This window comes from Streptomyces sp. NPDC006385, assembly GCF_040612485.1.
Lineage (GTDB): Bacteria > Actinomycetota > Actinomycetes > Streptomycetales > Streptomycetaceae > Streptomyces.
The window spans coordinates 1-25819 of record NZ_JBEXQG010000050.1; the positions used below are offsets into that span (position 1 = coordinate 1).

Sequence of the window (25819 nt, forward strand, 5' to 3'; positions counted from 1 at the left end):
CCCCTACTCCGTGGGCGGTGTGTTCGTGTTGCGGGGGGCGGGGGGCGGGCCCCCCGACCCCCTGGTACCGGTGGACAGGTTCAGCCGCAGGCCGAGCGAGCGGCCGGTGAGCATGACGGCGCCCAGGAGCAGCAGGAGGACGCCGGTGGCCAGGCCGAGCCAGGGGGCGGCGCTGATCAGTGCGCGGGCGCCGGCGCTGACGATGAGCCCGGCGACCGCGAGGGTGCCGGCGAAGCCGAGGGTGAGGGCGGCGCCGGAGCGCAGGGCGCGGGCCAGGCGTACCGGCACCGGCGAGGTGTCGTTCTCGCCGAGGGCGGCGGTGATCCATGCGGGCAGCAGGGCGAAGCCGCACGGGTTGACCGGGGCGAGCATGCCGGCGGCGAAGGCGAGGGCGAGCAGGCCGTTCACTACGCGCCCGCCTTCTTCAAGGCGTCCTGGATCTGGTCCGCGGAGGGGTCGGTGGCCCGGTAGGTGACCTTGCCCTGGGGGTCGACGACGATCAGCGTGGACAGGGCCGAGACCTTATAGCGCAGGGACAGGGCGGCGCCCTTGTCGACGGTGGTGGGCAGGGAGGGGGCCTTGATGTACTGGAGGAACTGCATGATGGTCGTCTTCGACTCGCTCGGGTCCATGTCCACCGCGAGGAAATTGGCCTTCTTCCCGGCCTTCTCGAACTCCTTGGCGGCCGTATCCAGCGACTTCGCGCCGCCCGCGCACTCGCCGCAGCCCACGGAGAAGAAGAACAGCGCGGCGGGCTCCTTCGCGGGCAGCGCCAGCGTGGTGTCGTCAAGAAGGGTGACGGTGTCCGCCTTGGCAGCGGCGGAAGTGCCGCTGACGGTATCGGTCTTGGCCGCGGAGTCGGCGGTGGTGCCGGTGCCGCAGGCGGACAGAGTGAGTGCGGCGGTAGCGGCCGCGGCGAGGGCCAGGGCGGTACGGCGGCGCAGGCGGGTGCGGCGGGCGGTGGGGGACGGGGAAGTCATAGGTGGTGCGGGCCTTCCTCGGATGCCAGGACCGGAGCTGGTCCCGGCCGACAGCGGAGCGGACGGGTGAGTGCGGCGGGTGACCGGAAGGTGTCACCGCGGGCGCGGTGCGGCAGCGCCGGGCGGGATCAGTGCTTGCGGAGCAGGTCGCGGTCGTGCTGGTCGGTGCGGGTGGCCGGGGGGCAGCAGGAGTCGCCGCCGGCGGTGCTGCGGCGGCGCATCCACCAGGCGAGAGCGCCGGCCAGCAGGATGGCGGCCGGGGCCAGCAGCCAGGGGCTGACCAGCACCCCGCCCAGCCCGGCCAGGGCGCCGCTGGCCAGCAGCACCGGCCCGGCGCAGCAGATGATCGGCAGCAGCATGACGCCGACCATCCCGAGGGTGCCGAGCAGGCCGCCACGGCGGTCAGGTGTCTGGGTGGGCGGAGGCGTCATCGCTGCTCCCCCTCTCCGGGGATGCGGGTGCAGCAGTCAAGCGCGGCGGCGTTGTCGGCGGCCAGGGACCGGGCCAGCATGATCAGGTCCGCGACGCGGGGGTCGCCGACGGAGTAGCGCAGTTTCTTGCCGTCCCGGCGGGCGCTGACATAGCCGCAGTCCACCAGGCACGACAGGTGTACCGACACCCGCGGCTGCGAGATGCCGGCGTACTCGACGCACTGCGCGCTGGTGCGCTCGCCGCGCTGGATGAAGTCCAGCAGCTTCAGCCGGGTGGGGTCCGCAAGGGCGCGGAAAAACTTGGCCGTGGTGTCCAGGTGGAGACACGGCACCTCGGCCGCATCGGCCGTGGCAGGGGAGCCGGCAAGGGCAGGGGTTTTCATGGGCGGGGCCTTTCCACAAGCAGCTATTCGCTTGCCCGCATAGTATGGTGGTCCTCTGCCATTCGGCAAGCCGCATAGAAAAGGGGTCCGGCACGGAGCCTGGCCCCACTGAGGGAGGTAGTGCTGTGCTCCAGGCACACACTGGTTACGACCTGGCGATCATCGGTTCGGGAGGCGGCGCGTTCGCCGCGGCCATCGCGGCCCGCAACAAGGGCAAGCGCGTGGTCATGGTCGAGCGCGGCACCACCGGCGGCACCTGCGTGAACGTCGGCTGCGTGCCGTCCAAGGCGCTGCTGGCCGCCGCCGAGGCCCGCCACGGCGCGCAGGCGGCCGGCCGGTTCCCCGGGCTGGCCCCGGCCACGGTGCCGGTCGACTTCCCGGCCCTGATCGGCGGCAAGGACGCCCTGGTCGAGCAGCTGCGTACGGAGAAGTACACCGATCTGGCCGCCGATTACGGCTGGCAGATCGTGCACGGCACCGCCACGTTCGCCGACGGCCCCGTACTCCAGGTCGCGCTGAACGACGGCGGCACCACCACCATCGAGGCCGCCCACTACCTGATCGCCACCGGCTCCACGCCCTGGGCCCCGCCCATCGACGGCCTGGACGAGACCGGCTACCTGACCTCCACCACCGCCATGGAGCTGGAGGAGCTCCCCGAGCACCTGCTGGTGCTCGGCGGCGGCTACGTCGGCCTGGAGCAGGCCCAGCTCTTCGCCCGCCTCGGCAGCCGTGTCACCATGGCCGTCCGCTCCCGCCTGGCCTCCGGCGAGGAGCCGGAGATCTCCGCCGGCATCGAGGCCGTCTTCGCGGACGAGGGCATCACCGTCCACACCCGCACCCAGGTCAGCGCGGTACGCCGCGACGGCGACGGCATCCTCGCCACCCTCACCGGTCCCGGCGGCGAGCAGCAGGTGCGCGCCAGCCACCTGCTGGTCGCCACCGGACGCCGGCCGGTCACCGACGGCCTCGGCCTGGAGCGGGTGGGCGTGAAGACCGGCGAGCGCGGCGAAGTCGTGGTGGATGAGTACCTGCGCACCGGCAATCCCCGCATCTGGGCGGCCGGGGACGTCACCGGGCACCCCGACTTCGTGTACGTGGCCGCGGCCCACGGCACGCTCGTCGCAGACAACGCCCTGGACGGCGCGGAGCGCACCCTGGACTACACCGCGCTGCCGAAGGTCACCTTCACCAGCCCCGCCATCGCCTCGGTCGGAATGACCGACGCCCAGCTGGCCGAGGCCGGCATCGCCTGCCAGTGCCGCACCCTGCCGCTTCAGTACGTACCCCGGGCGCTGGCCAACCGCGACACCCGCGGCCTGGTCAAGCTCATCGCCGAACGCGGCACCGGAAAGCTGCTCGGCGCCCACGTCCTGGCCGACGGCGCGGGCGACATCATCACCGCCGCCACCTACGCCATCACCGCCGGGCTGACCGTCGACCAGATCGCCCGCACCTGGCACCCCTACCTGACCATGGCCGAAGCATTGAAGCTGGCCGCTCAGACGTTCACCTCGGACGTCGCCAGGCTCTCCTGCTGCGCCGGCTGAACTCAGCCGCCGTCCCGGGGCCCCTGCCTGAGGGGATCCCGCCCGACGGCGCCCTCGCCAACGACGCGATGACCGGACGGAGCTTGCTTGGGCGGGCAGCAGGCCCGCGTACGCTGACGCCGCACGATCAGCGAGGCAGCAATCAGCGTGGTCCCGGCCGTCAGAAACAGCCAGGACCAGGGGCCTGCCACAGCGCCGCCCGTGGCGGCCGTGCCCGCACCCGTGACGGCCAGGCCGCCACAGCACAGGCCGACCAGCGCCACCCCCGCGCCAAGCGTGGCGGCCAGGGCACCGAGAGCGGCAAGCGTGACTTCCAGCAGCCGCCGAGCAGCCCGGCCCAGCGCAGTGCGCTGGGCCGGTGCGGATGAGGCGGCCGTCATCGCAGGATTCCTCCCTGCGGTTCAGCAGCACCGCCTGCGGCGCCGGCGGGCCTGGTCGTCCGGGGAGGACGCGTCGCGCCGCAGAGAGCGGCGCACGAGCACGGTGGCGACGGTAGCGATGGCCAGAACGACCGCGACGTCGACCGCCCACGTGATCGACAAAACGAGGCCGATCCCGGCCAGGACCCCGGCGGCGAGCAGGGCAAGGCCGGTAATGCGAGCAGGGGGCGGCAGCCAGGCGGTGCCTGCGGCTGCGCCGTCACCGGACCGGTCCGGCTCGCGGCGTGAGGGCTGGGAAGGGGCATACATGACGGCCTCCTCGGTGTCAGTCACACGCGGCCAACTGGTTGCGCGGATATGAGCCGGGGCGGGCGACAGCAGTGTCAGCGGTCATGCGGGCCGCCTCCCTGGCGGGGTTCGCGGTGGCGCGTCGCGGAGGTGCCCGAGGCGTCCCCGGGCGGGCAGCAGTCGTCGCGGTGGGCGCGGCGGCGTACGAGGACGGTGACGGCCGCGACGGCCAGGACCACGGCCGCGGCGATCACCCAAGGATTGCCGAGCCAGGCGCCGATCCCGGCGAGGGCACCGGAAAGGATGAGGACGGGAAGCGCGCAGCAGGCAATCATCAGCAGGACGATCCCGATGCCCGGGGCAGCGTCCATGCCGGGCCGGTCCGGTTCGCGGCGGGGAGGCCGGTCAGAGGTCGGCATGGCGGTTCCTTCCGAGCATCGGTCCCGGCTGGGCGTGATCACCGGAGCAGCGGTCCGGGACGCCGTCGTGGTCCGCGGCGACGGCGCGGGCGAGGACGACCAGGTCCGCCACCCGGGGGTCGCCGACGCGGTAGCGCAGCCTCCTGCCGTCCCGGTGGCCGGTCACATACCCGCAGGCCGTCAGGCAGGCCAGTTGGACCGAGACCCGCGACTGGGAGACACCGGCGTATCCGACGCACTCGGGGCAGGTGCGCTCCCCGCGAAGGATGAACTCCAGCAGCTTCAGCCGGGTGGGATCGGACAGGGCTCGGAAGAACCGGGCAGCGGCGTCGGTATGCGCGCACCCGCTGTCGGCCTGGCGGGCGGCCGTTATGACTGCGGTGCGGACCAGGACAGGCGCAGGGCCCATAGCCACCAGCCCTCTTCCACATGCATCTATTCGCTTACTCGAATAGTATGGCGGCGTTCGGGCATTCGGCAAGGCGTATAGAAAGCGGACCGGGTAACCCGGTCCCCCAGGGAGGTGGTGGCTGTGAGCACGCGGCACAACGGCTTCGACCTGGCGGTCATCGGTTCGGGCGGGGCGGCGTTCGCCGCCGCAATCGCCGCACGGAACAAGGGCGCCAAGGTGGTGATGGTCGAGCGCGGCGCCACCGGCGGCACCTGTGTGAACACCGGGTGCGTGCCGTCCAAGGCGCTGCTGGCCGCCGCCGAGGCCCGCCACGTGGCCCTCGCCCAGCCGTTCCCCGGTATCCGCACCGAGGCGGGACCGGTGGACTTCACCGCCCTGATCAGCGGCAAGCAGGCCCTGGTGGAGGCGATGCGGGCGGAGAAGTACACCGACCTGGCCGCCGAGTACGGCTGGACGATCCTGGCTGGCACCGCCCGCTTCGCTTCTGGCCCGGTCCTTGAGGTCACCCTGAACGACGGCGGTACGACTACGATCGAGGCCGCCCACTACGTCATCGCGACCGGCTCCGCCCCGTGGGCGCCGCCCATCGACGGCCTGGACGAGGCCGGCTACCTGACCTCCACCACCGCCATGGAACTCGACCACCTGCCCGAGTCGATGCTCGTGGTCGGCGGCAACGCCATCGGCCTGGAGCAGGGCCAGCTCTTCGCCCGTCTCGGTACCCAGGTGACCGTCGTCGAGGCGCTGGACCGGCTCGCCCCGTTCGAGGAGCCCGAGGTCTCCGCAATGATCGAGGACGTCTTCACCGGCGAGGGCATCGGCGTGCACACCGGCCTCACCGTCACCGCCGTGCGCCGCGACACCAGCGGCTACCGGCTCACCGCCGCCCGCAGGGGCGAGGTCTTCGAACTCCAGGCGGAGCAACTGCTGGTGGCCACCGGCCGCCGCCCCGTCACCGACGGCCTCGCCCTGGAAACGGTGGGAGTCAAGACCGGGGAGCGCGGCGAAATCATCGTGGACGAGCACCTGCGCACCGGCAACGAACGGATCTGGGCCGCCGGTGACGTGACCGGGCACCCGCAGTTCGTGTACGTCGCCGCTGCCCACGGCACACTGGTCGCGGACAACGCCCTGGACGGCGCCGAGCGCACCCTGGACTACCACCACCTGCCGCGGGTCACCTTCACCACCCCGGCGATCGCCGCCGCCGGTCTCACCGACGCACAAGCCGTGGCACAAGGCTTCGCGTGCGACTGCCGCATCCTGCCCCTGGAATACGTGCCTCGCGCACTGGTCAACCGCGACACCCACGGCCTGATCAAACTCGTCGCCGAACGTGGTACCGGCAAGCTGCTCGGCGTCCATGTCATCGCCGACGGCGGTGGCGATGTCATCGCCACCGCCGTCTACGCCCTGGCGAACCGGATGACGGTGCACCAGATGGCCGACCTGTGGTGCCCCTACCTGACCATGGCCGAAGGGCTGAAGCTCGCCGCCCAGACCTACACACGGGACGTGAGCAAGCTGTCCTGCTGCGCCTCCTGACGCTCCGCCGCAGCCGTCACAAAAGGAAGGGGGAGCACCCATGAAGTCCGGGTTCAGCAGCGCGCCCACCGTCGGACGTGCGGGAGGAAAGCCATGAAGGCCCAGCATCTTGTCGAGGACCTGGCACTCGGCGCCGCCTCCGGCTACCTGGCCACCAAGGTGATGGAACCGGTCAGCAGCACGCTGTACGCATGGGAGTCACAGGAGTCCCGGGCGCGCGAGGACGCCGCCCGGCCAGGCCCGCCGTTCCAGATCGCCGCGGAGAAGAACGCCCGGCTGTTGGGGTTCGACCTGTCCGAGGAGCAGTTGGAGCGGGCGGGAATGGCGTTCCACTACGGGTTGGCGATGAGCTGGGCGCCGCTGTACGCACTGATCCGCCGCCGGTGGCACACGCCGCCGTTGACGACCGCGCTGGCAACCGGGGCGGCGATGTCCCTCATCGTCGACGAGGCCCTGACCCCCGCGCTCGGCTACAGCGCCCCCAACCGGGCCTATCCGGCCGTCACCCATGTGCGCGGAATTCTGGCCCACCTGGCCTTCGGGGCGGCCGTGGCCGTGGTGACCGAGGCGGGCTGGGCGCTGCGGCACCGCCGCCCCTGACAGCGGCAGGGATGCCCGGCCGCCACCGCAGCGTCACACAAGACACCCGCAGCGTCGCAACACCCGACCCGTACCGCCGAAAGGAACGACAGTATGCCTACGGATTTCGACGTGATCGTCATCGGAGCCGGCCCCGGAGGAGAAGTCGCCGTCTCACGCCTCGTCGCGGGCGGTCTGCGGGTGGCCCTGGTGGAGCGCGAACTCATCGGCGGTGAATGCGCCTACTGGGCCTGCATCCCCTCCAAGACCCTGCTGCGCCCGCCCGAGGCCCGCGCCGAAGCCGCGGGCGCGGCGGGCCTGTCCACCCCCGAGCAGGACTGGCCGGCCCTGCGCGACTACCGCGACTACATGATCCGCCACCTCGACGACGCTGCCCAGATCGACGGCTACCGCGAGCAGGGTGCCACCGTCATCAAAGCCGCCGCCCGCCTGACCGGCCGCGGCCCCTGGCGGATCGAGGCAGACGGCCGGCAGATCACTACCGAGCACCTCGTGATCGCCACCGGCTCCGAGGCCCTGCGTCCGCCCATCGACGGACTGGACCAGGTGGAGGTGTGGACCAACCGGGAGGCCACCACGCTGCGGGAGATCCCCCGGCGCGCCGTGATGATCGGCGGCAGCGCGGTCGGCGTGGAGTTGGGCCAGTTCCTGGCCCGCATGGGCAGCCAGGTCACGATCGTCCAGCGCGGCCAGCGGCTGCTGGACCGCGAGGAGCACCGCCTCGGCGAGCTGGTCGCCGACCGGCTCGGCAAGGACGGCATCGACGTACGTGTAGGCCGCCAGGCCACGGCCGTCCGCCAAGAGGGCGATGACACCGTGGTCGAGTTGGACGACAGCAGCCGCGTGCATACCGACGTGATGGTGCTCGGGGCGGGCCGCCGCCCGCGCACCGGCGACCTCGGGCTGGACGCCGTCGGGATCCGGGCAAACGACCGCGGGGCCCTGGACGTCGACATGCACTGCCGCGTCACCGATGACGGACTGTGGGCGCTCGGCGACGTCACCGGCATCGCCCTGTTCACCCACGTCGCCCAGTACCAGGCCCGGGTGGTCGCCGACACCATCCTCGGCACACCCCGCCGCGCCGACTACACCGCCATCCCCCGCGTCGTCTTCGCCCAGCCGGAGATCGCCGCCGTCGGCCTCACCGGCGAACAAGCACGCGAGCAGGGCATCAACCTGGCCACCAGCGAACTCGACCTCGCAGCCTCCCTCGCCCGTCCCTGGACCTACGAGACGGAACCCACCGGTCACCTCGGGCTGCTCGCTGACCGTGAGCGACGGATCCTCGTGGGCGCGTGGGCCATCGCCCCACAGGCCGGGGAGTGGATCCACCAGGCCGCTCTGGCCATCCGCGCGCAGATCCCGATCGACACCCTGCTGGATCAGGTCGCGCAGTTCCCCACCTACAGCGAGGCGTATCTGAAGGCCACCGAACGCCTGGACCTGTGACTCTTCCCCACCGCGCGCCGTAACCGCCGTTAGCAGCCCAGACAACCAGACAGGGAGTCCGCCATGCGTGCCGTCGTCACCACGCCCAGGACAGCGGATACCCACCGGCTGGTAGAACTGCCCGACCCGAAGCCCGCGCAGGGGCAGGCCCTGGTGGAGGTGCTCTCGGTCGGGCTGGACGGCACGGACGTCGGGATCGCCCGCGGTGGCTACGGCGAGGCACCCGACGGCGAGGACGAACTCCGCGCCTACGACGACCCAGCAGTGGATGGCGCACTGCTCATGCTCCCCCTCGTCGGCTTCATCGACGGCACCCGACCCGCGCAGACCGCCACCATCGACGCCATCCTCGACCACCTCGCCCCACCCAGCGGCCCCCATCAGCCATCCCTTCTGTGGCGGTACCCGCCGGCCACCCCACGCAGCAGCCCCGACGGCCTCCCCGGCGCCGAAGGCGCCTTCATCCTGTGCAGCTTCTGGCTCGTCGAAGCCCTCACCCTGGCCGGACGCCCCGCACGAGCCGAGCGTCTGTTCACCGCCCTGTGCGACCTAGCCCAGCCCCTGGGCTCCCTCGCCGAACAAATCGACCCCGCAACCGGCGAACAGCTCGGCAACACACCACAAGCCTTCACCCACATCGGATTGATCAACGCGGCCCTCCGCCTGGCAGGAACCACGGCCAAGGGCAGCCGCCGACCACCGCCCCCAACCCCACAGGCACACGAGAAGGAGGCCGGTAAACATGGCGCCCTACGGCGCGATCATGGCCGGCTGGGTCCCCGGGAGACCCAGGTCTTCTGCCCGCAGGAGGTAGACGGCCGTTGAGCGCAAAGTGCCCGGCCGAAAGCGCCCTACGGGAGCGTGCATCGCCGACCGAGACACTCCCCGACCGGCGGGTCCTGCCCCGACCGGCCACATCACACGGTCCGCAGCCTCACCGCACCGATCACCCTGCGCACTCGCCTGGCCGCCATCACGGAGAGAACGCTCAACCCAGCCGCACCAGCGGCCATTACTGACCCGATCCGCCCCGACACATCCTCGACAGAACCCGCGCCCAGTATCCGGAGATGCCTGTGACCAGCGAGCCGCCCGCGCAGCCGATGACCATCGGCGAACTGTCCCGGCGCACCCAGGTGACCGTCAAGGCACTGCGCACCTACACCGACTGGGGCCTGATCTACACTGCTGGCCGCAGCCCGGCCAACTACCGTCTGTACGACACTGACGCCCTGTGGTGCGTACGGCTGATCGGCGAACTGCGCAGCCTCGGCCTCACCCTTGCCGAGATCCGCGACCTCCTCAGCACCTACGCGGACAACGGCGAGCGAGCCCTCGGCCCCTCACTCGCCGAACGTCTGCGCACCGCCCGGGCCCGCATCGACAGCAAGATCGCAGACCTAGAAAAGACACGGCGCCGCATCGACGCCTTCGAAGCCACTCACCAGGCTGAACTTGCCCACGGCAGCGGCCCCGGCCTGCTGGCGGACGATCCGCGACGGTGCACACGGTGCGCTTGACTCTGCCCCCGGGGACAGACCCTACGGTCAACACCAGACGCCACCATCCGGACGCACGGCAGCCGGCCCTCTGCCGGCCTCCGCCCGAAGACGACAAGGAATCTCCACCATGGACACCTCCGCCCAGCAGCTCGCCGACCGCCTGACCACCGCCCTGGGCGGCGGTGAAACCGTCACCGGCCAGCCCTGGCTGTGGCGCCCGCTGCTCCAGCTGCTGGCCACCGGCCAGCCCGTCACCACCGCCCAGCTCGCCACCGCCACCGGCCACAGCGAAGACGACGTCCGCCACGCCCTGGCCGCCATGCCCGACACCGAATACGACGACAGCGGCCGCATCATCGGCAGCGGCCTGACCCAGCGCCCCACCCCCCACCGCTTCGAAGTCAACGGCAAGCAGCTGTACACCTGGTGCGCCCTGGACACCCTCGTCTTCCCAGCCGTCCTCGGCCGCACCGCCCACATCGAATCCCCCTGCCACGCCACCGGCACCCCGATCAGCCTCACCGCGGCCCCCGACGGCGTCACCGACCTCGCCCCGGCCGACGCCGTCGTCTCGATCGTCACCCCCGACGACATGACCTCCGTACGCTCGGCCTTCTGCAACCACGTCCACTTCTTCGCCAACCCGGCCGCCGCCCAGGACTGGCTCACCGACCACCCCGGCATGACCGTCCTGCCCGTCGCCGACGCCTACCAGCTCGGCCGCCCCCTCACCCAAAACCTCCTCGACGGGACAACCCCGGAGTCCTGCTGCTGAACCGCGCCCAGCCTTGACCTTCCCCCCTGCTGGAAGGTCAACGCTGGAACCATGCGCATCAGCACCCTCGCCACGGCCACCGGCCTCACCACCAAGACCATCCGCTACTACGAGCAAAGCGGACTGCTGCCCGCACCGCCCCGGACTGCGGGCGGCTACCGCGACTACCCGCCCGAGGCCCAGCCCCGGCTCACCTTCATCCGCGACGCCCAAGCCGCCGGACTCACCCTCGCCGAGATCCGCGGCGTACTCGCCCTGCGCGACAGCGGCCAAGCCCCCTGCCCCCACACCGCCGCACTGATCGAAGCCCACCTGCGCCACATCGAGGAACGCATCACCGCCCTCACCCGCACCCAAGCCGCACTACGCCAACTCACCACCCAGGCCCCCTGATCCATCCCACTCGCGTCTCAGGGCCCGCTACAGTGTGGCCTTCGTCACGACAAGCGTTGGAGATAGCGACACGGTGAGCCCTTCGAATGCGACACAGGCCAGGTCTTCGTCCCCCTTGTAAAGCGACACGACCTGCGGGGGACACAGCGTCTGCGGAGACAAACCTGCTGCGGACGCTCGCGGTGAGCGCGACCGCCTTCGGTGTGCTCCTCGGGCTCGGCGCGCTGGGCGCGGCGGCCGGGGCACTGACCGCCCCGGCGCTGGCCCGCCGGTGGGGGCCGGGGCCGATGATGCTGACCGCGCTCGCACTCACCCCGCTGACCCAGATCCCGCTGCTGCTCGCCTCCCCCGGCCTTCGCTGGCAGATCGCGATCGGAGCGGCACTGTGCCTGCAGCTCGCCTGCGCCGGTGCCGCAGGCACCACCCAGCGATCGATCCGTCAGATCATCACCACGCCCGGGATGCAGGCGCGGATGCAGGCCGTGAGCACGTGGCTGACGGCCGGCGCACGCCCCGCGGCCGCGCTGCTCGCCGGCGGCCTGGGCGCGTGGATCGGAGTGCGGCCCACCCTGACCGCCGGGACCTTCTTGCTGCTCGTTCCCCTCCTGGTCCTCGCCCGCTCTCCGCTGCGCTCGTTGCGGCATATGCCGGACCAGCCGCCCGCCACGCCGGGGACAGCCGGTGAGCCCGTACCGCCGCCGCCCCCACTACGGACGGCCGCTGCGGCCGTACCCGCCCCCGTGCATACGGAAGACGCCCGCCAGAATCGCTCGCCCGGAGGAGATGCCGCGTGAACACGGTGCCGAACACGGCGGCGGTGCCGTCCGCCGTGCCCGCCCCATCCGAGCCCGTCGGGTGCAGCGAACCCGCCCGGCCCGCCAGCGACGCCTCCGGGGCTGCGGCTGCCCGGGCGGCGATGGTCGCCCGGCTCGAGGAGAGCGGTGAGCTGCGCCCCGGGCCGGTGCGCGAGGCCCTGCTCGCGCTGCCGCGCCAGGTCCTGATGCCCCAGGCGTACGTGCGGCGCAGCGCCCCGGACGAGACCCCGCCGCGCTGGGATCTGCTGGACTGGAGCCGTCCGGCGGACCGGGATGAGCTGCTGGAGCGGCTGCACAGCGGGGACAGCGTCGCGATCCAGCACGACGGCGAGCCGATCCTCGGCCGTACGACCGGGTCGCGGCGCGGCGGCGCGATGACCGCGATGTCGAGCACGATGGGCTTGACCGCGGACCTGCTCCAGCTCCTGGACCTGCGGCCCGGGCAGCGCGTGCTGGACGTCGGGACGGGCGCCGGGGTGACCGCGGCGGTGGCGTGCTTCGTGTGCGGCCACGACCGGGTCGTCACCCTCGACATCGACCCGCACGTCACCGCGGCCGCCCGCGACCGCCTTGGCGAACTCGGCTACCAGCCGACGGCCGTGACCGGGGACGGCACCGCAGGCTGGCCCGACGCCGGCCCGTACGACCGGGTCTTCGTCTCCTTCGCCGTCCGCCGCGTCCCGACCGCCCTGGTGGAGCAGCTGGCGCCGGGCGGGCGCGCGCTGATGACGCTCGGGACGTCGTCACCGTCGTGGCCGGGCCTGGCCGTGATCGACAAACGACCGGACGGCACCGTCGAGGCGGAGCTGCGCGCGGTCGAGTTCGGGCACCGCGCCGGTGCCGGCTTCGACCGGCTGTTCCTGTCCGCCTCCTTCCGCAAGACGATCACCACGGCCGACGGGTGGACGCAGCGCACCCGGCTCGCGCCGCCGGCCGACACGGCGCGCGGCATGTGGCTCGCCCTGGACTACCTCCACCCGGGGCTGGTGCGCCACTTCGGCGCCGAGGACCTGACAATCGGCGCGCCCGAGTGCGGGTCGTGGATGCGCGTGCGCGCCGCCGGTCACCGGCGGTGGGACGTGACGACCTGCGGCCCCCGGGACATCTGGGCGGAGATCCAGGACGCCGCCACCCGGTGGCGGGCAGCCGGCGAACCCGCCGCCTACCGGCTCCACCTCGACACCGACGACGTCCAGCGGGTCACCAGCCCGGCCGGCGCCCTGACCTGGCAACTTCCTCACGCTCCTGGAGATGCACAATGACCCGCCCCGACCAGCCAGCCGCTGCGGCCGCTTCGGACGACGACCTGTTCGGGTCCGAGACCGCCGACTACGCCCGCTACCGTCCCGGCCTGCCGGACGCGGCCGTCCGCCTCCTGGCCGCCACGCAGCACGGCGTACCCGCCCCCGTCCTGCTGGACCTGGGCACCGGCACCGGCCAGGTGCCCCGCGCGCTGCTGCCCGTTCTGCGCCGGCTGGTTCACATCGATCTGGTCGACGTGAACCAGCACATGCTCGAGACGGCCCTCGCCATCCTCGGACCGGTCCGCGGGTCCTGCACGGTGAACGCCTTCACCGGCGAAGCGCACACCTTCACCCCCACCGCGCCCGGCCGAGCACCCACCTTGATCACTTGCAGCAGGTCCTTCCACTGGATGTCCCGCGCGGAGGTCCTGAACATGGCGGACCGGGTGGCCGCGCCGAACGCCGTCGTGGCCATCATGGGAGACGGCAGCCTGTGGACCCACGAAACGGACTGGACCGCCGCCCTTCGGGAACTGATCCAGACCTACCTCGGCAACGACCGGCGCGCGGCACCCGCGGCACGTACGCCGGGCGGGGCCGCTCCTACGAAGAGGACCTCGCCGACTCAGCGTTCAGCGACGTAGCCGAGCACCGCTTCCCCATCGCCCGCGCCTGGAGGCCCGAGGACGTCCTCGGATACCTGCACACCACGAGCTTCGCCCGCCCCGCCCTCTTCGCCCACCGGCACCACCAGTTCGAAGCCGAGGCACTCCGCCTCCTCCAGGGCCATGCGCGCGGCGGCGTCTTGAAGGAGGACGCAGAGTTCACGGTGCTGCTCGCCCGCCGCCCCGGCGGTGACGCGTGACCGGCGCCCAGCGGCACACCGAGCCGCTCGACGTCCACCTCATCGCCCTGCGCGACGGCCTGGCCGGGCCCGAGGTGCTGCTGTCCCGCCGGGCCGGTGACGTGTACGCGGCCGGGTGCTGGCACCTGGTCAGCGGGCACCTGGACGGTCCATGGGAGGACATGGTCACGGCGCTGGTGCGCGAAACCCGGGAAGAGGCCGGCATCGTCGTCGATCCGGCCGACGTCCGCGCGGCTGTCACCGTGCATCACCGCTCCCCCGCCGGCGGCGCGCGCATTGGCGTGTTCTTCGAGGTGAGGCACTGGGACGGCATCCCGAAGGTCATGGAGCACCGAGTGTGCGACGCCATGGACTGGTTCGCGCTCGACAAACTGCCGGAGCCGATGGTCGCGTACTGCCGGGCGGGGCTGGATGCCTACCGGGCCGGTGCGCGGATGGCCGTCCACTTCCAGGAGCCGGGCGATCCGATCGCCTACGACCCGACCGTTGACCGGCTGGTCCTGGTCCCCGAACCCGCCGACCGCGGCGTGGATCCGGATCAGGCGGTGCGCGCCTTCGCGGAGCAGGCGGTCGGCCGGATCACCGTATGGACAGACGTGTCCTGGGCGCGGGCGGAGAGCCGTGTATGGAGGGCGGACGGCGCCGAGGGCGGCACCTGGTACGTCAAGATCCACCAGAACGACCGCTTCCACCGCCGTGAAGTGGACGCGCTGCGCGGCTGGGTCACTGGGCTCGGCGCGGCGGCGCCCCGGCTGGTGGCTGCCGACCCCACGCTGCGGGCCGTGGTGCTCACCGCAGTGGGAGGACGTTCCCTGCACGGCGCCGTCCACTCGCCGGAGCAGCAGCGCCTCATCTTCCACCACATCGGGCAGCTCGCCGCCGCCATCCACACCAGCGCCCCACCGCGTCCGGCCGCTGGCACCCTGCCCCTGGGGAAGCTCGAGCGGCACCTGGCCGGAGCCCGGCCCCACCTCGCGCCCGGGGACGAGGAGTTCATCCGCGCCACCGCCAAGAAGGCCGCCACCCTGCCCGCCCCGGACACGGTGCGCACCCACGGCGACTTCCATCTGCTTCACTAGGCAACACATGTGTCGGGTTTCAACGTGTCGAGTTCCACGGCACCGCGAGCGCTGAACTGCTTGACCATGCCCGGTACCACGTCGAACCCCCTGAGCCTGGATGTGGGTCCGAGCGACGGGGTGAAGCCAGGGCACGCCGAATCCGTTTCGGGGGCAGATCGCGCTCCGCAATGCCGCGTGAGCGGGATCCCTCTCCCGACAAGCCCTTCGGTGCGGCCGCGCGCTCGCTGACCCGATCCGCTGCCGCGTCCTGCTCACCCTACGCGACGTCCCTGCCTACCCCGCCGACCTCGACGACCAGTTTCGAGATCACGCGCTGGCGCTACTGGCTGTTCCCGTGAGGAATGGCCCCCGCGACACAGGTCGTCGACGGACGGGCCAGGGAACGATGCAGCAACGGCACGCAGCCGCCCGTGCCTGCGTCGATGGGAAGTCGTGGGCTGTGGACAGGTGAGCCGAGAAGTCTGGGGGGCGGCATGTCCAAGGTCATTGCTGAGCTGCTGGCTCAGGGCCGTGGCGGGCGTGGATGCTGGGATGTAAGGCGCGGTGTCAGGACAGTAGTGCGCCATCTCCCATGAGGAGGACCACTCCGCCGGTGAGGCCGAGGATGAGGGAGAGTGCCGCGGCGGTGTATGCGGTGCCGGCGGCCCACTGCCCGAGGACGGTGTGGGCTTCGGCGGGTGCCGGCTCGGCGCTGGCGAAGAGGGGGGTGAGCCAGCGCAGGTAGTAGAAGAGGGAGGCAATGGTGTTGGCAACGGCGAGGGCGGCGAGCCAGGTGTAGCCGCCGTCGATGGTTGCGGTGAAAATCTCGAGTTTCCCGAGGAAGATGCCGGTGGGTGGGGTGCCGACCAGGCCGAGCAGGCAGACGACCAGCACGGCGGTGAGGCCGGGGTGACGGCGGGCCAGGCCGCGATAGTCCTGCAAAGTGCGGGCGTGGGGCAGTTCGGTGACGACGGCGAAGGCGCCGAGGTTGGTGGCGGCGTAAGCGGCCAGGTAGAACAGCAGGCTCTTTTGTGCGAGGTCGGTTCGAGTGGCCATGGCCAGGGCCATGAGGAGATAGCCGACCTGGCTGATGGTGGAGTAGGCGAGCAGGCGTTTGACGTCGGTCTGGAAGAACGCGGCGAGGTTGCCCAGAGTCATGGTCACGGCGGCGATGATGGCCAGCGGGAGCGGCCAATTGACGTTGGTATCCGCGAGGGTCTGGTGGAGGAGCCGGTAGCCGGCGATCAAACCGCCGATTTTGGGCAGGGTGGTGACGTAGGCGGCCACGGGGGTGGGTGCGCCCTGGGTCACGTCGGGGACCCAGAAGTGGGCGGGTACGGCTCCGGCCTTGAACAGCAGCCCGGCCAGGACGGCCACCAGTCCGACGGCGGTGAGCCCGTAGGGTGCGGCCGGGAGCGTGGCGTGCAGTTCGCGGTAGCTGGTGGCGTGGCCTGCGGCGTAGAGGAGGGCGGTGCCGGCGAGCATGGTGACGCCGAGCAGGGCGCCCATCAGGTAGTACTTCAGGGCTGCTTCGGTGCCGGGGGCGTCCTTGGCGAAGGCTGCCAGGGCGTAGGCAGGGACGCTGGCGAGCAGGTAGGCGGCGAACAGCATCAGCAGATCGTTCGCGCCGATCAGGGTGAGGGTGCCGGCGCCGGTCATCAGCAGCAGCACCCAGTACTCGGTCTGGCGTTTGTGGCCGCGGACGGTTTCCACCGACATGGCGATGACCAGCAGCAGAGCGCCCAGGACGATCAGGCGGCCGGCGTCGGTTGCCGCATCCACGGCGAAGGCGTGGGAGAAGACGGTCTGTTCGCGGTCGGTGGCCATGGTGTGGGCTGTGGCGGCCAGCCCGGTGATGCAGGCGGCGCCTGCGAGGACGGCGATGGGCCACTGGCGGTGGCGCGGCAGCCAGGATCCGGCGAGCAGGCCGATGACAGCGGCGCCGAGCAGGGCGATCTCGGGCAGCAGAGCGGTCAGGTTCTCGTTCACCGTGCCACCAGCCCGGTCACGGTGCGGCTGGCGGGTTCGATGACGTCCAGCAGCCAGCGTGGCGCGACACCGATGACCAGGGCCACGGCCATCAGCGCTACGGTCGGGACCGCCTCGCTGCCGCGCAGGTCGCTGATGCCACCGGTGGGGATGGTCTGCGGCAGGCGCGGATGTCCGAGGAACATCGAGCGCAGGGCGCGCAGGAACAGCGCGGCGGTGATGAGGATGCCGGTCACGGCGATCGCGGTGGCGGTCGTCTGGGAGGCGAGGGAGCCGGTGAAGATCTGGAATTCGGCGATGAAGCCGGAGAACCCGGGGATGCCGAGGCTGGCGAACGCGGCGACGGCGGTGACGCCGGCGAAGCGCGGGGTGTGCGCGGCCAGACCGGAGTAGGCGTCCATCGCATAGGTGTGCCCGCGGTCGTAGAGCACTCCGGTGAGCAGGAACAGCGCGCCGGTGATGAGGCCGTGGCTGACCATCTGGGTGACCGCGCCGGTCACCGCCAGCGAGCGGGCCTGGGCGTCGCTGCCGGCGAGGGTTCCGGCGGCTCCGACGGCGAGGATGATGTAGCCCATGTGGTTGACCGAGGTGTAGGCGATCATGCGTTTGAAGTCGGTCTGGCCCAGCGCAACCAGGGCTCCGTACACGATGGAGAGCGCGCCGATGATGACGATGACCAGGGCGTAGTGGCGCCAGGAGCCGGGCAATAGGGGCATGGCGATGCGGACGAGCCCGTAGGTGCCCATCTTCAGCAGGACTCCGGCGAGGATCGCCGAGCCGGCGGCAGGGGCGTCCGTGTGGGCGGGCGGCAGCCAGGTGTGGAACGGCACCGTCGGCGTCTTGACGGCCAGGCCGACGCCGACCGCCAGCAGCACCAGTGCGGCGTACAGGCCACGGCCGGCCAGAGGGTTGGTGCGGGTCAGTTCGGTGATGTCGAAGGTGTGCGGACTGGCGGCCAGGTACAGGCCGATGAAGCCGAGGAGCAGGGCGAGGGAGCCGATGAAGGTGTAGAGGAAGAACTTCAGCGCCGCGGCCCGGGCGCGTTCGCCATGGCCCCAGCCGGCGATGACGAAGAACATGCCGACGATCGACAGGTCAAAGAAGACGAAGAACAAGATGAGGTCCAGGGCGACGAACAGGCCCAAGCTCACGGTTTGCAGGAAGAGGAACAGGCAGACGTAGGACCGCACGCGTGTGGTCTCGCGCAGTGAGTACACGGCCACGGCCAGGAACAACAGGCAGGTCAGGGCCACCAGAGGCAGGGAGAGTCCGTCGACGCCCACGTGGTAGCCGACCCCGGCGCTGGGGATCCAGCGCATCCGCTGCTCGTACTGCATCCCGCCGCCGGTATCGAAGCCGGCCCACAGGGCGATGACCAGGGCCAGGTCCGCGGCAGCGGCAGCGATCCACACCCAGACGTACGCCCGGTCGGGCAGGGCACGCGGCCAGAGCAACAGCACCGCGCACACCAGCAGCGGCAGGAAGGTGACGACACTCAGCACAGGGGTTACCTCACCAACAGCACGATCAGGGTCAGCACCGCGAAGCCGACGGCGGCTTGGGCGTAGTACTGGTGCAGTAGTCCGGTCTGCGGGCGTCGTGCCCACCGGCCCAGGCTCCGGGCGCCGGACGCGATGGCGCGGACGGCGGCGTCGATGCCGCCGTCGTCGGCCCGGCGGGCGAGCCGTCCTGCGGCCAGTCCGCCGCGGGCCGCCTGGCGCACGGCGCCGTCGACGACCCGGTCGTCGAAGACCGCCAGCGTCCGCGCCAAGGCCAGGACGGGCCGTACCACCACGGCTTCGGCAGTCCGCTCCAAAAGCAGCCACTGCTCAGCCCATCGCATTGCGGCCCGGGGTGTTGGTGCCGGGCGGGCGGGCCACCACCAGGCCACGCCAGCGGCGGCGAGCGCCACGCCGGCGGACAGTCCCAGCTCCCACGCTGCGGGGCTCGGCTCGTCGGGTGCGCCGACCAGGTGTTTCAGCCAGGACGCCGGTCCGGGCAGAGCGAGCACACCCAGCACCGCCGCGGCCCCCGTCAGCGCCCACAGGGGCACCGGCGCGGCGGTAGAGAAGTGGCGGGTGCCGTGCTGCTCGGTGTCGTAGCCGGCTTCGGCGTCGTCAGGTAGGGGGCGGGTGACGTACCGCAGGGCCTTGATGCTGTAGACCGCCGCCACAGCGGCCCCCGCCAGGCCGATGGCGTACAGTCCGGTGCTCTGGGCCCGGGCGGCGGCGAGGACCTCGTCCTTGGCCGCCCACAGCGACAGCGGCGGCAGCCCCGCCAGTGTCAGCGCACCGACGGCGAAGACGGCTCCGATCAGCGGGTAGCGGCGGGCGGCGCCGCGCAGGGCGGGCAGCTGCTTGGTGCCCAGCGCGGTCAGCCACGCCCCGGCGGCCAGGAACAGCCCCGCCTTGGTGGCGGCGTGCGCCACCAACTGGGTGGCGCCGCCCGCCACGCCGCCGCTGCCGGCCGCCAGGACCATGTAGCCGATCTGTGCGGAGGTGGAGGCCGCGAGGAGCTGCTTCAGATCGCGCTGGGCGACAGCCACCACCCCGAGGAGCAGGGCGGTGAGTGCGCCCGTCCAGGCCACCAGCGGCCCGGCCCAGGCGGTGGCGGCCAGCAGGGGGTGCAGGCGCAGCAGCAGGTAGGCGCCGGCGGCGACCATGGTGGCCGAGTGCAGCAGCGCCGAGACGGGGCTGGGGCCTTGCATGGCCCTGGACAGCCAGAAGGAGAAGGGCAGTTGGGCGGACTTGCCCAGCGCCGCGACCACGGTTCCCGCCGTGACCAGATGCAGCCACGGGGTGCTCGCACCGGGCAGCGCGTCCAGGCTCAGCGAGCCGATGCCGCCTGCGAAGGCGGCCCCGGCCGCGAGATATAGGCCGAGGTCGGCGGTGCGGGTGGTGAGGAATGCGACGTCCGCCGCGCGCACCCGCTCGGGCTGCTGCCACCAGTAGCCAATGAGCGCCCAGCTGGTGGCGCCCATGACTTCCCAGGCCATCAGCAGCAGCGGCAGCGTGGTCGCCGTGACGGTGACGAGCATGGCCCCGGCGAACAGCAGCATCAGCCCGAAGAACCGGCCCCGGTTCTCCTCCGGGCCGAACTCCCCGGCGGAAAACAGCAGTACCCCCAGGGCGACCGCTGCGATGGTGACGACCATGACCGCGGAGAGACCGTCCACCGCCAGTGAGGCCCTCATCCCGGCGAACAGCGGCGCACTCGCTCCGGGGCGTGCCAGCGCGGCGGCCACCGCCAGGCCCAGCGTCACCAGGGCCGCCGCGATACCGAGGACCCGGGCCTGGCGGTTGATGCCTCTGCCGACCAGACCAAGGAGAGTTCCAGCGCCCAGAGGGACGGCGATCAGCAGCCAGAGCAGCGCGCTCACCCCTTCAGCTCCTCGGCCATGTCGGTCATGTCGACCTGCCGGGCGCGGTAGATGGCCGTGGTGACGGCGAAGCCCATGGCCATCTCCACCGCCATCGCTACCACCGCCGCCACGATCACCACCTGGCCGCTTGCCGCGGCCGGGGCGAGGTAGTGCCAGAAGTCGGCGGCGGCCACGATGACCCCGCCGATCATCAGCTCGATCCCCATCATGATCATGACGATGGACTGCTGGGACAGCGCACCGAACAGGCCGATCGAGAACAGGCCCGCGGCCAGCACAAGGAGCAGCTCGAAGGTCATCGGCCCACCCCGCCGCCGGCCGGGTCGTGCGCGGGCCGCTGGTCGAGGTCGTCGCCGAAGCGGTCGTAACGGCCCCGGTGGGTGGCCAGGACGGTGGCGCCGACCATGGTGGCCAGCAGCACGAACCCCAGCGTCACCATCGTCAGCATCTGGGGGCCCATCAGCGCCATGCCGACCTGGAAGGTCGTGTCCTTCGGCCGCGCCCCGGCTGCCTTCGGCCACGGCACGGCGAAGATTCCGGCGACCAGGCCGGCGAACACCACGGTGCTGATGACCAGGGAGCCGCACTTGTTGTGCAGCATCGACATCGGCAACAGACCGGCGGGGTTCATCATGTAGGCGATCATGAACACAGCCATGATCACCATCTCCATGACCATCATCAGCACGATCACCACGCCCAGATACGGCAGCCCCAGGACTATCACCACGCCGCCGACGCAGCACAGGGATGCCAGCAGGGAGAAGGTGACGCGGGCCATCGAGTTCAGGGTGAACACCAGCACACCGCCGGCCAGGGCGAGTACGCCCAGCACGGCCAGCAGCAGGAGGTCGGTCGTCGTCATGACGTGCCCTACCTTTCTGATGTGGGTTTGAACTGGTCATTCGTAAGATCAGTCGCCCCTGGGGCCCCGGGTATGGCTGTCATGGCTGAGACCGTGTGATGGCTTAGGGAGCTTGGCCGCCCAGGGCCCCGCGACGACTCGACCGCCAACGGGAACTGCGACTCGATCGCTGCTGTAGGGCAACGCCGGCGAGGTCGTCTGCGGGATCGACGTACGACGAGCTGGCGGAGGTGGCCGTGCCCGAGATCTGGGCCGGGGTAGACATCGGCAAAACGCATCACCACTGCGTGGTGATCAACACAGACGGCGAGCGGCTGTTGTCCCGCCGGGTCCAGAACGACGAGACCGAGCTGCTGCAGTTGATCGGCGATGTGCTGGACATATCCCGTGACGCGCTCTGGGCAGTCGACCTCAACCACGGTGGCGCCGCCCTGCTGATCGGCTTGCTCGTCAGCCACGACCAGCCCGTCGCGTACCTGACCGGCCTGGCGGTGCACCGGGCCTCCGGCACCTACAGGGGCGAGGGGAAGACGGACGCGAAGGACGCCTTCGTCATCGCCGATCAGGCTCGCGTCCGCCGGGACCTCGGACTGCTTCGGCCCGGTGACGACGTCGCGGTCGACCTGCGCACACTCACGACCCGGCGCCTGGACCTTGTCTTCGACCGCACTCGGCAGATCAACCGCCTGCGAGGTCAACTCCTCGGAATCTTCCCGGCGTTGGAACGGTGCCTGGAGCTGACGAACCGAGGGCCGGTCCTGTTGCTGACCGGCTACCAGACTCCTGCCGCCATCCGCCGCACCGGAGTGAAGCGGATCGAGACCTGGCTGAAGAACCGCAAGGTCCGGGGAGCCGCCGCACTGGCGAAGACGGCCGTGGAGGCCGCCGACGCCCAGCACACCGCCCTGCCCGGCGAGAAGCTGGCCGCCGCCATGGTGGTCCGCCTCGCGAAGGGGGTGATGGCCCTCGACGAGGAGATCGCCGAACTCGACGCCCTGATCGAGGGCCGATTTCGCGAGCATCCGCACGCCGAGGTGATCCGCAGCCTGCCGGGCATGGGTGCCAAGCTCGGAGCCGAGTTCATCGCTGCGACCGGTGGCGATATGGACGCCTTCGGTAGCGCCGACCGTCTGGCCGGCTTCGCCGGCCTGGCGCCACAGCCTCGCGACTCTGGGCGCGTGAGCGGCAATCTGCGCAGACCACGCCGCTATCACCGTGGACTGCTGCGATCCATGTACCTGTCGGCCATGGTCAGCCTGCGCTGCTGTCCGGCATCCAAGGCGTTCTACGACCGCAAGCGGAGCGAGGGGAAGGGACACAAGCAGGCGGTGCTGGCCCTCGCCCGCCGACGCATCAACGTGCTGTGGGCGATGATCCGTGACGGAGCGCATTTCCACACTTCACCGACCGTCACGGTCGCCGCTTGACAAAGTCATTGGGAAGCTCCCTTTACTCGTCATCGGTTCAGGTGGACCAGGGCCGGGATCAGGGTTTGCGCGATCGTCAGCGGGATGAACACCAGCCAGGCCAGCTCCACATACCGGTCCGCGCGGATCACCGGCAGCCTGCGCACCGCCACCACGAGTACGGCCAGCACCCCCAGCGTCTTGACCAGCGACCACGCCCAGGGCGGCAGGCCCGGGCCGGCGCCGCCACCGAGGAACAGCGGCACTGCCATCGCCGCTCCCGCGGCCAGCCACAGCCACCGCCCGGCCTCGAGCAGCAGCCGGTCCGCCCCAAAGGCTTCGCTCAGCACCCCGCCAGCAAGGTCACGGCCGGCCGGGTAGGCGAACGGGCCAAGAAAGCTGAAGGCCAGGACACCGGCCAGATAGACGATGAATGCGACCGGCATCCACACCGCGTACCACAGGCCGTGCTGGGCGGCGGCGATGTCAGCCACCCGCAGGGACTGCGCCCCGGTGGCGGTCGAGATCAGTGCGAACATCAACGGCAGCTCATAGGCCAGGCCCTGGGCAAGGAACCGGTAGCCGCCGATGAGGGAGAAGGCCGCGTTGGGACCCCACCCCGCCAGCCACAGACCGGCCCAGGTCAACACCTCCATGGCGTTGAACCACACCAGCCCGACCGACACATCGGCCACCACCGTGGTGCCGAACGGGATCACCAGTGTGGACAGCGCCGCGGCCACCGGCACCGTGATCACCCCTGCCCGCCACAGCAGCACATCCGGGGCCTGCAGGCGCCGCGGCTGCGCCAGCAGTGCCTGCGGAACGCCGAGAAACGGCCGCACCGCGGCCGAAGGAGCGAACGGCCGGCCCGCCTCACGGGCCTCGAGCACGGCGTTGCCGGCCACCGCCAGCATGGCCAGAGCGAGCAGCATCGCCGGAGCAGCCAGCAGCGTCCACCACACGCCTGCCTCAACCACAGGCCATCACCCCCCGATTGCCTGCGGCGAGTTCGTCCAAGTCCGGGTCCAGGCTGGCCACGATGAGACGGGCCGCGGCCAGCTCGGCTCCCGTCAGCAGACGCGGCAGCAGCGCAATCAGCGCGGCGGACGGCGGGCTGTCGTTCTTCCAGTGGCCGCGAGGACTTTCGTCCACCCTTGGTCGAAGCATTGCGGAGTCCTCCAGCCGCCCCACGTCTCGGCGGACGTCAGCAAGCCACTGCCGGTAGCGGGCCGTCACGTCTCCGTCGGCCCGGGCCGCTGGTCCACTCACCCCGGCCTTCTGCGCCTCGTCGGCGCTGATGCTGCCGATTCCGCGGGTCAGCCAGGCCAGTGTCCGCGACCGTCCTACCCGGTGCGCGAAGCGGTCCAGCCGGGAGGCGACCGTCGCACCCGGGGCACCGCCGAGGAGATCGTCGCGCAGCCGCCCCGCTGCGGTCACCTCGGCGGGCCAGCCGGCCACCGACAGCAGCCGAGCCAGACTGTCCAGATGGGCAGCCGCCCGCCGCCGCGCCGCCTCCCCAGCGCTCACCGGCTCCCCTTCAGCTGCGCGCAGCCACGGCTCCACCCAGAACGGCAGGGCCGATCCCTCCGTAGCCGTGAGTGGATCCTCGATGTCGGCCTCCTGGATGACGTCGCCTTGCAGGGTCAGCTTGACGGTCAGACCGGCCGGCCAGTCGGCGAGCAGCGGCCCCAACGGCACGTGCAGGCGGTCGAGCATCAAACCGTCACGGTCCTCACCCTGCTCGGCCATCGGCAGCCCGCCTGGCATCTCCATCTCCCCGCCACCGCGACCGCCGTGCCCCCCATGAGTGCCGTGATCGTCGTGACTGCCGTCACCGTCATGGCCGCCGTGACCGTCGTGGTTCTCGGCGGCCTCGTCGTTGTGGCCACCGGGGGCCCGGCCGCCCCCGTGGGGCGCGTCCGCACCGGGGTCGTGGCCGTCGTCGGGCTCGCCGGGCGCACCGGCGTTGCGGTTGTCCGCGCCCTCGTCGTGGCTGTGGGCACTGCCGGAAGACCCCTGACGGTGCGGGCGGCCGCCATCGTCGTCCCGGACCGTTTCGGCGGACGCTTCAGCATGCCGGTGTTGAACAGCCGGTGAGCCGAGCTGGATCCGTCCGGCCGCCAACGCGGCCTCGACATCGCCGGCCTCCCCTACGTGCAGGCGGGTGCGAGGCGCGGACATGTCCTGCCAGAACCGGTCCACCGCCGCGTGAAGGGCAGGGCTGTCGCCCAAGACAAGCAGGAGATCCGCCTGGGCCGGGGTGTCGGCGAGCGGCCAGTCCCGCAGCCGTGCCAAGCGCTCGGCTTCAAGCCGCGCAGCCGTTCCGCCCGGCAGCGTGGCCAGCAGCACCCGAGGCCGCGCGGCAGCAGCGCGCAGGGCGAGACCGGTCACGTCCATCGCAGTGCCCCCTCCCGCCAGGCATAGACGACCCCGGCGAGCAGAACCGCCAGGAAGACGAACATCTCGATCACCGCACTGGGCCCCATCGCGGAGATCACCCGCGTCCACGGGTACATGAAGACCATTTCCATGTCGAAGGCCAGGAACAGCATCGTGACGGTGTACCAGCGCACGTGGAAACGGCTCACCGCGTGCTCGACCGGCTCCAGCCCCGACGCGAACGGCGCGGCAGACACGGGATCGGCGGACAACCGCGCCGCCCAGGCAGCCCCGTAGACACCGGCGACCGCCAGCGCGGCCACCCCCAGCAGTGACAGCGCCGCCGTCATCCCGCTCACGGCGCCTCACCGTCTTGGCAGGTGGGCGGCAGGGGTCCGTGCCTGACCGGGCTGGCAGGCCGGTGGCGGCCTCGTCGTGGCACGGCGCACTGTACGGCCATCTGCGCATCCTCTCCTGCGTCGTCCGGACCGGTCGCGTACCCCGTGGGGCATGTGTAATCCGAGCGGCGGGCCTGCGTCCTTGTGTAGCTTTCCGACTCTGGTCTCCGGGAAGGACAGGGCACGCCGCAACGCGGAAGAAGTTTCCCGCTCGGGATCGGCCACGTCGCGGCAACCCGGGGTGGGGCCTGGGCCGGCAGAACAGGCCCCTGCCGGCCCAGGTCGCTGCGCCATTAGGCTTG

The 25819-nt window shown here is 71.4% G+C and carries 29 protein-coding genes and 2 pseudogenes; 14 read left to right on the plus strand and 17 right to left on the minus strand.

What is annotated here, in order from left to right; translation table 11 throughout:
- Positions 1-42 precede the first annotated feature (42 nt).
- The 4 genes and pseudogenes from ABZ078_RS30260 to ABZ078_RS30275 all read right to left on the minus strand — a co-directional run.
- Positions 43-408: pseudogene (locus ABZ078_RS30260) on the minus strand (cytochrome c biogenesis protein CcdA); the annotation flags it as partial.
- Positions 408-980, minus strand: a complete 573-nt coding sequence (locus tag ABZ078_RS30265; protein WP_086755798.1) for a thioredoxin-like domain-containing protein — start codon at positions 978-980, stop codon at positions 408-410. The gene ABZ078_RS30265 and the pseudogene ABZ078_RS30260, both read right to left, overlap by 1 nt.
- A gap of 128 nt (positions 981-1108) precedes the next feature.
- The gene (locus ABZ078_RS30270) at positions 1109-1411 is read right to left on the minus strand and encodes a mercury transporter (protein WP_086755797.1); all 303 of its coding nucleotides are present in this window, start codon (positions 1409-1411) and stop codon (positions 1109-1111) included.
- Complete coding sequence (locus ABZ078_RS30275; protein WP_107468970.1) at positions 1408-1794, minus strand: metalloregulator ArsR/SmtB family transcription factor; 387 nt, start codon at positions 1792-1794, stop codon at positions 1408-1410. The genes ABZ078_RS30270 and ABZ078_RS30275 overlap by 4 nt, the downstream gene beginning before the upstream one ends.
- A gap of 125 nt (positions 1795-1919) precedes the next feature.
- Here ABZ078_RS30275 and merA (ABZ078_RS30280) point away from each other — a divergent pair, with 125 nt between their 5' ends.
- Positions 1920-3344 carry a mercury(II) reductase gene (merA, locus tag ABZ078_RS30280; RefSeq protein ID WP_086755795.1) on the plus strand — a complete coding sequence of 475 codons (1425 nt, stop codon included), beginning with the start codon at positions 1920-1922 and terminating at the stop codon, positions 3342-3344.
- A gap of 2 nt (positions 3345-3346) precedes the next feature.
- Here merA (ABZ078_RS30280) and ABZ078_RS30285 read toward each other — a convergent pair whose 3' ends face one another.
- From ABZ078_RS30285 to ABZ078_RS30300, 4 genes are all read right to left on the minus strand, one after another.
- A complete protein-coding gene (locus tag ABZ078_RS30285; RefSeq protein ID WP_086755794.1) occupies positions 3347-3724 on the minus strand; it encodes a hypothetical protein in 378 nt (125 codons plus the stop codon).
- 21 nt (positions 3725-3745) lie between these two features.
- Positions 3746-4033, minus strand: coding sequence for a hypothetical protein (locus ABZ078_RS30290; RefSeq protein WP_086755793.1), 288 nt, complete (start codon positions 4031-4033; stop codon positions 3746-3748).
- 74 nt (positions 4034-4107) lie between these two features.
- Positions 4108-4431, minus strand: a complete 324-nt coding sequence (locus tag ABZ078_RS30295; protein WP_198427656.1) for a hypothetical protein — start codon at positions 4429-4431, stop codon at positions 4108-4110.
- Positions 4418-4840, minus strand: coding sequence for a metalloregulator ArsR/SmtB family transcription factor (locus ABZ078_RS30300; protein WP_086755792.1), 423 nt, complete (start codon positions 4838-4840; stop codon positions 4418-4420). The genes ABZ078_RS30295 and ABZ078_RS30300 overlap by 14 nt, the downstream gene beginning before the upstream one ends.
- Positions 4841-4963: 123 nt before the next feature.
- On the opposite strand from ABZ078_RS30300, the gene merA (ABZ078_RS30305) reads away from it, so the two are divergent.
- The 10 genes from merA (ABZ078_RS30305) (at position 4964) to ABZ078_RS30350 (ending at position 13813) form a co-directional block, all read left to right on the plus strand.
- Positions 4964-6388, plus strand: a complete 1425-nt coding sequence (gene merA / locus ABZ078_RS30305) for a mercury(II) reductase (RefSeq protein WP_086755791.1) — start codon at positions 4964-4966, stop codon at positions 6386-6388.
- Between the two features lie 93 nt (positions 6389-6481).
- Positions 6482-6988, plus strand: coding sequence for a DUF1440 domain-containing protein (locus ABZ078_RS30310; RefSeq protein ID WP_086755790.1), 507 nt, complete (start codon positions 6482-6484; stop codon positions 6986-6988).
- 93 nt (positions 6989-7081) lie between these two features.
- Entirely contained in the window at positions 7082-8440 is a 1359-nt protein-coding gene (locus ABZ078_RS30315) for an NAD(P)/FAD-dependent oxidoreductase (protein ID WP_086755789.1), read from the plus strand.
- A gap of 63 nt (positions 8441-8503) precedes the next feature.
- A complete protein-coding gene (locus ABZ078_RS30320; RefSeq protein ID WP_086755788.1) occupies positions 8504-9265 on the plus strand; it encodes a glycoside hydrolase family 15 protein in 762 nt (253 codons plus the stop codon).
- A gap of 245 nt (positions 9266-9510) precedes the next feature.
- Positions 9511-9960, plus strand: a complete 450-nt coding sequence (locus ABZ078_RS30325; RefSeq protein ID WP_237277184.1) for a MerR family transcriptional regulator — start codon at positions 9511-9513, stop codon at positions 9958-9960.
- Between the two features lie 109 nt (positions 9961-10069).
- The gene (gene merB, locus ABZ078_RS30330) at positions 10070-10717 is read left to right on the plus strand and encodes an organomercurial lyase MerB (RefSeq protein WP_086755787.1); all 648 of its coding nucleotides are present in this window, start codon (positions 10070-10072) and stop codon (positions 10715-10717) included.
- 51 nt (positions 10718-10768) lie between these two features.
- A complete protein-coding gene (locus ABZ078_RS30335) occupies positions 10769-11110 on the plus strand; it encodes a MerR family DNA-binding protein (RefSeq protein ID WP_086755786.1) in 342 nt (113 codons plus the stop codon).
- A gap of 182 nt (positions 11111-11292) precedes the next feature.
- Positions 11293-11904: a hypothetical protein gene (locus tag ABZ078_RS30340; RefSeq protein WP_356580465.1), complete on the plus strand. Its 612-nt coding sequence runs from the start codon at positions 11293-11295 to the stop codon at positions 11902-11904.
- A complete protein-coding gene (locus ABZ078_RS30345; RefSeq protein WP_356580467.1) occupies positions 11901-13187 on the plus strand; it encodes a methyltransferase domain-containing protein in 1287 nt (428 codons plus the stop codon). Before ABZ078_RS30340 ends, ABZ078_RS30345 begins: the two co-directional genes overlap by 4 nt.
- Complete coding sequence (locus ABZ078_RS30350; RefSeq protein WP_356580468.1) at positions 13184-13813, plus strand: class I SAM-dependent methyltransferase; 630 nt, start codon at positions 13184-13186, stop codon at positions 13811-13813. The genes ABZ078_RS30345 and ABZ078_RS30350 overlap by 4 nt, the downstream gene beginning before the upstream one ends.
- Here the strand turns inward: ABZ078_RS30350 and ABZ078_RS30355 are convergent.
- Positions 13795-13959 (minus strand): hypothetical protein, encoded by a 165-nt coding sequence (locus ABZ078_RS30355; RefSeq protein ID WP_356580470.1) that lies wholly within the window; start codon positions 13957-13959, stop codon positions 13795-13797. The two genes, ABZ078_RS30350 and ABZ078_RS30355, sit on opposite strands and share 19 nt — an antisense overlap.
- A 71-nt stretch (positions 13960-14030) precedes the next feature.
- Between ABZ078_RS30355 and ABZ078_RS30360 the strand changes: the two genes are divergently transcribed.
- Complete coding sequence (locus tag ABZ078_RS30360) at positions 14031-15113, plus strand: NUDIX domain-containing protein (RefSeq protein ID WP_356580472.1); 1083 nt, start codon at positions 14031-14033, stop codon at positions 15111-15113.
- Between the two features lie 208 nt (positions 15114-15321).
- Positions 15322-15411, plus strand: a pseudogene (locus ABZ078_RS30365) (transcriptional regulator); the annotation flags it as partial.
- 251 nt (positions 15412-15662) lie between these two features.
- Here ABZ078_RS30365 and ABZ078_RS30370 read toward each other — a convergent pair.
- From ABZ078_RS30370 to ABZ078_RS30390, 5 genes are read right to left on the minus strand one after another with little or no spacing between them, the layout of a single operon-like run.
- On the minus strand, positions 15663-17084 hold the full coding sequence (locus ABZ078_RS30370; RefSeq protein WP_356580473.1) for an NADH-quinone oxidoreductase subunit N: 1422 nt from the start codon (positions 17082-17084) through the stop codon (positions 15663-15665).
- Positions 17081-18586, minus strand: a complete 1506-nt coding sequence (locus tag ABZ078_RS30375) for an NADH-quinone oxidoreductase subunit M (protein WP_356580475.1) — start codon at positions 18584-18586, stop codon at positions 17081-17083. Before ABZ078_RS30375 ends, ABZ078_RS30370 begins: the two co-directional genes overlap by 4 nt.
- Positions 18587-18591: 5 nt before the next feature.
- Positions 18592-20463 carry a proton-conducting transporter membrane subunit gene (locus ABZ078_RS30380; RefSeq protein ID WP_356580477.1) on the minus strand — a complete coding sequence of 624 codons (1872 nt, stop codon included), beginning with the start codon at positions 20461-20463 and terminating at the stop codon, positions 18592-18594.
- Positions 20460-20765, minus strand: coding sequence for an NADH-quinone oxidoreductase subunit K (locus ABZ078_RS30385; protein WP_356580479.1), 306 nt, complete (start codon positions 20763-20765; stop codon positions 20460-20462). Before ABZ078_RS30385 ends, ABZ078_RS30380 begins: the two co-directional genes overlap by 4 nt.
- A complete protein-coding gene (locus ABZ078_RS30390) occupies positions 20762-21331 on the minus strand; it encodes an NADH-quinone oxidoreductase subunit J (protein WP_356580481.1) in 570 nt (189 codons plus the stop codon). The genes ABZ078_RS30385 and ABZ078_RS30390 overlap by 4 nt, the downstream gene beginning before the upstream one ends.
- Positions 21332-21561: 230 nt before the next feature.
- Between ABZ078_RS30390 and ABZ078_RS30395 the strand changes: the two genes are divergently transcribed.
- Positions 21562-22758, plus strand: a complete 1197-nt coding sequence (locus ABZ078_RS30395) for an IS110 family transposase (RefSeq protein ID WP_356580483.1) — start codon at positions 21562-21564, stop codon at positions 22756-22758.
- A gap of 29 nt (positions 22759-22787) precedes the next feature.
- Here the strand turns inward: ABZ078_RS30395 and ABZ078_RS30400 are convergent, their stop codons facing one another.
- From ABZ078_RS30400 to ABZ078_RS30410, 3 genes are read right to left on the minus strand one after another with little or no spacing between them, the layout of a single operon-like run.
- A complete protein-coding gene (locus ABZ078_RS30400; protein WP_356580566.1) occupies positions 22788-23672 on the minus strand; it encodes an NADH-quinone oxidoreductase subunit H in 885 nt (294 codons plus the stop codon).
- A 37-nt stretch (positions 23673-23709) separates the two neighbouring features.
- Positions 23710-25137, minus strand: a complete 1428-nt coding sequence (locus tag ABZ078_RS30405; protein ID WP_356580485.1) for a hypothetical protein — start codon at positions 25135-25137, stop codon at positions 23710-23712.
- A complete protein-coding gene (locus tag ABZ078_RS30410) occupies positions 25128-25478 on the minus strand; it encodes an NADH-quinone oxidoreductase subunit A (RefSeq protein ID WP_356580487.1) in 351 nt (116 codons plus the stop codon). The genes ABZ078_RS30405 and ABZ078_RS30410 overlap by 10 nt, the downstream gene beginning before the upstream one ends.
- Positions 25479-25819: the final 341 nt, after the last annotated feature.

What these genes read in the sequence shown, in the direction of transcription:
- ABZ078_RS30265 (WP_086755798.1), bottom strand. Translation starts at nt 980, where the DNA reads ATGACTTCCCCGTCCCCCACCGCCCGCCGCACCCGCCTGCGCCGCCGT.
- ABZ078_RS30270 (WP_086755797.1), bottom strand. Translation starts at nt 1,411, where the DNA reads ATGACGCCTCCGCCCACCCAGACACCTGACCGCCGTGGCGGCCTGCTC.
- ABZ078_RS30275 (WP_107468970.1), bottom strand. Translation starts at nt 1,794, where the DNA reads ATGAAAACCCCTGCCCTTGCCGGCTCCCCTGCCACGGCCGATGCGGCC.
- ABZ078_RS30285 (WP_086755794.1), bottom strand. Translation starts at nt 3,724, where the DNA reads ATGACGGCCGCCTCATCCGCACCGGCCCAGCGCACTGCGCTGGGCCGG.
- ABZ078_RS30290 (WP_086755793.1), bottom strand. Translation starts at nt 4,033, where the DNA reads ATGTATGCCCCTTCCCAGCCCTCACGCCGCGAGCCGGACCGGTCCGGT.
- ABZ078_RS30295 (WP_198427656.1), bottom strand. Translation starts at nt 4,431, where the DNA reads ATGCCGACCTCTGACCGGCCTCCCCGCCGCGAACCGGACCGGCCCGGC.
- ABZ078_RS30300 (WP_086755792.1), bottom strand. Translation starts at nt 4,840, where the DNA reads ATGGGCCCTGCGCCTGTCCTGGTCCGCACCGCAGTCATAACGGCCGCC.
- ABZ078_RS30310 (WP_086755790.1), top strand. Translation starts at nt 6,482, where the DNA reads ATGAAGGCCCAGCATCTTGTCGAGGACCTGGCACTCGGCGCCGCCTCC.
- ABZ078_RS30315 (WP_086755789.1), top strand. Translation starts at nt 7,082, where the DNA reads ATGCCTACGGATTTCGACGTGATCGTCATCGGAGCCGGCCCCGGAGGA.
- ABZ078_RS30320 (WP_086755788.1), top strand. Translation starts at nt 8,504, where the DNA reads ATGCGTGCCGTCGTCACCACGCCCAGGACAGCGGATACCCACCGGCTG.
- ABZ078_RS30325 (WP_237277184.1), top strand. Translation starts at nt 9,511, where the DNA reads ATGCCTGTGACCAGCGAGCCGCCCGCGCAGCCGATGACCATCGGCGAA.
- merB (WP_086755787.1), top strand. Translation starts at nt 10,070, where the DNA reads ATGGACACCTCCGCCCAGCAGCTCGCCGACCGCCTGACCACCGCCCTG.
- ABZ078_RS30335 (WP_086755786.1), top strand. Translation starts at nt 10,769, where the DNA reads ATGCGCATCAGCACCCTCGCCACGGCCACCGGCCTCACCACCAAGACC.
- ABZ078_RS30350 (WP_356580468.1), top strand. Translation starts at nt 13,184, where the DNA reads ATGACCCGCCCCGACCAGCCAGCCGCTGCGGCCGCTTCGGACGACGAC.
- ABZ078_RS30355 (WP_356580470.1), bottom strand. Translation starts at nt 13,959, where the DNA reads ATGGCCCTGGAGGAGGCGGAGTGCCTCGGCTTCGAACTGGTGGTGCCG.
- ABZ078_RS30385 (WP_356580479.1), bottom strand. Translation starts at nt 20,765, where the DNA reads ATGACCTTCGAGCTGCTCCTTGTGCTGGCCGCGGGCCTGTTCTCGATC.
- ABZ078_RS30390 (WP_356580481.1), bottom strand. Translation starts at nt 21,331, where the DNA reads ATGACGACGACCGACCTCCTGCTGCTGGCCGTGCTGGGCGTACTCGCC.
- ABZ078_RS30400 (WP_356580566.1), bottom strand. Translation starts at nt 23,672, where the DNA reads ATGCTGCTCGCTCTGGCCATGCTGGCGGTGGCCGGCAACGCCGTGCTC.
- ABZ078_RS30405 (WP_356580485.1), bottom strand. Translation starts at nt 25,137, where the DNA reads ATGGACGTGACCGGTCTCGCCCTGCGCGCTGCTGCCGCGCGGCCTCGG.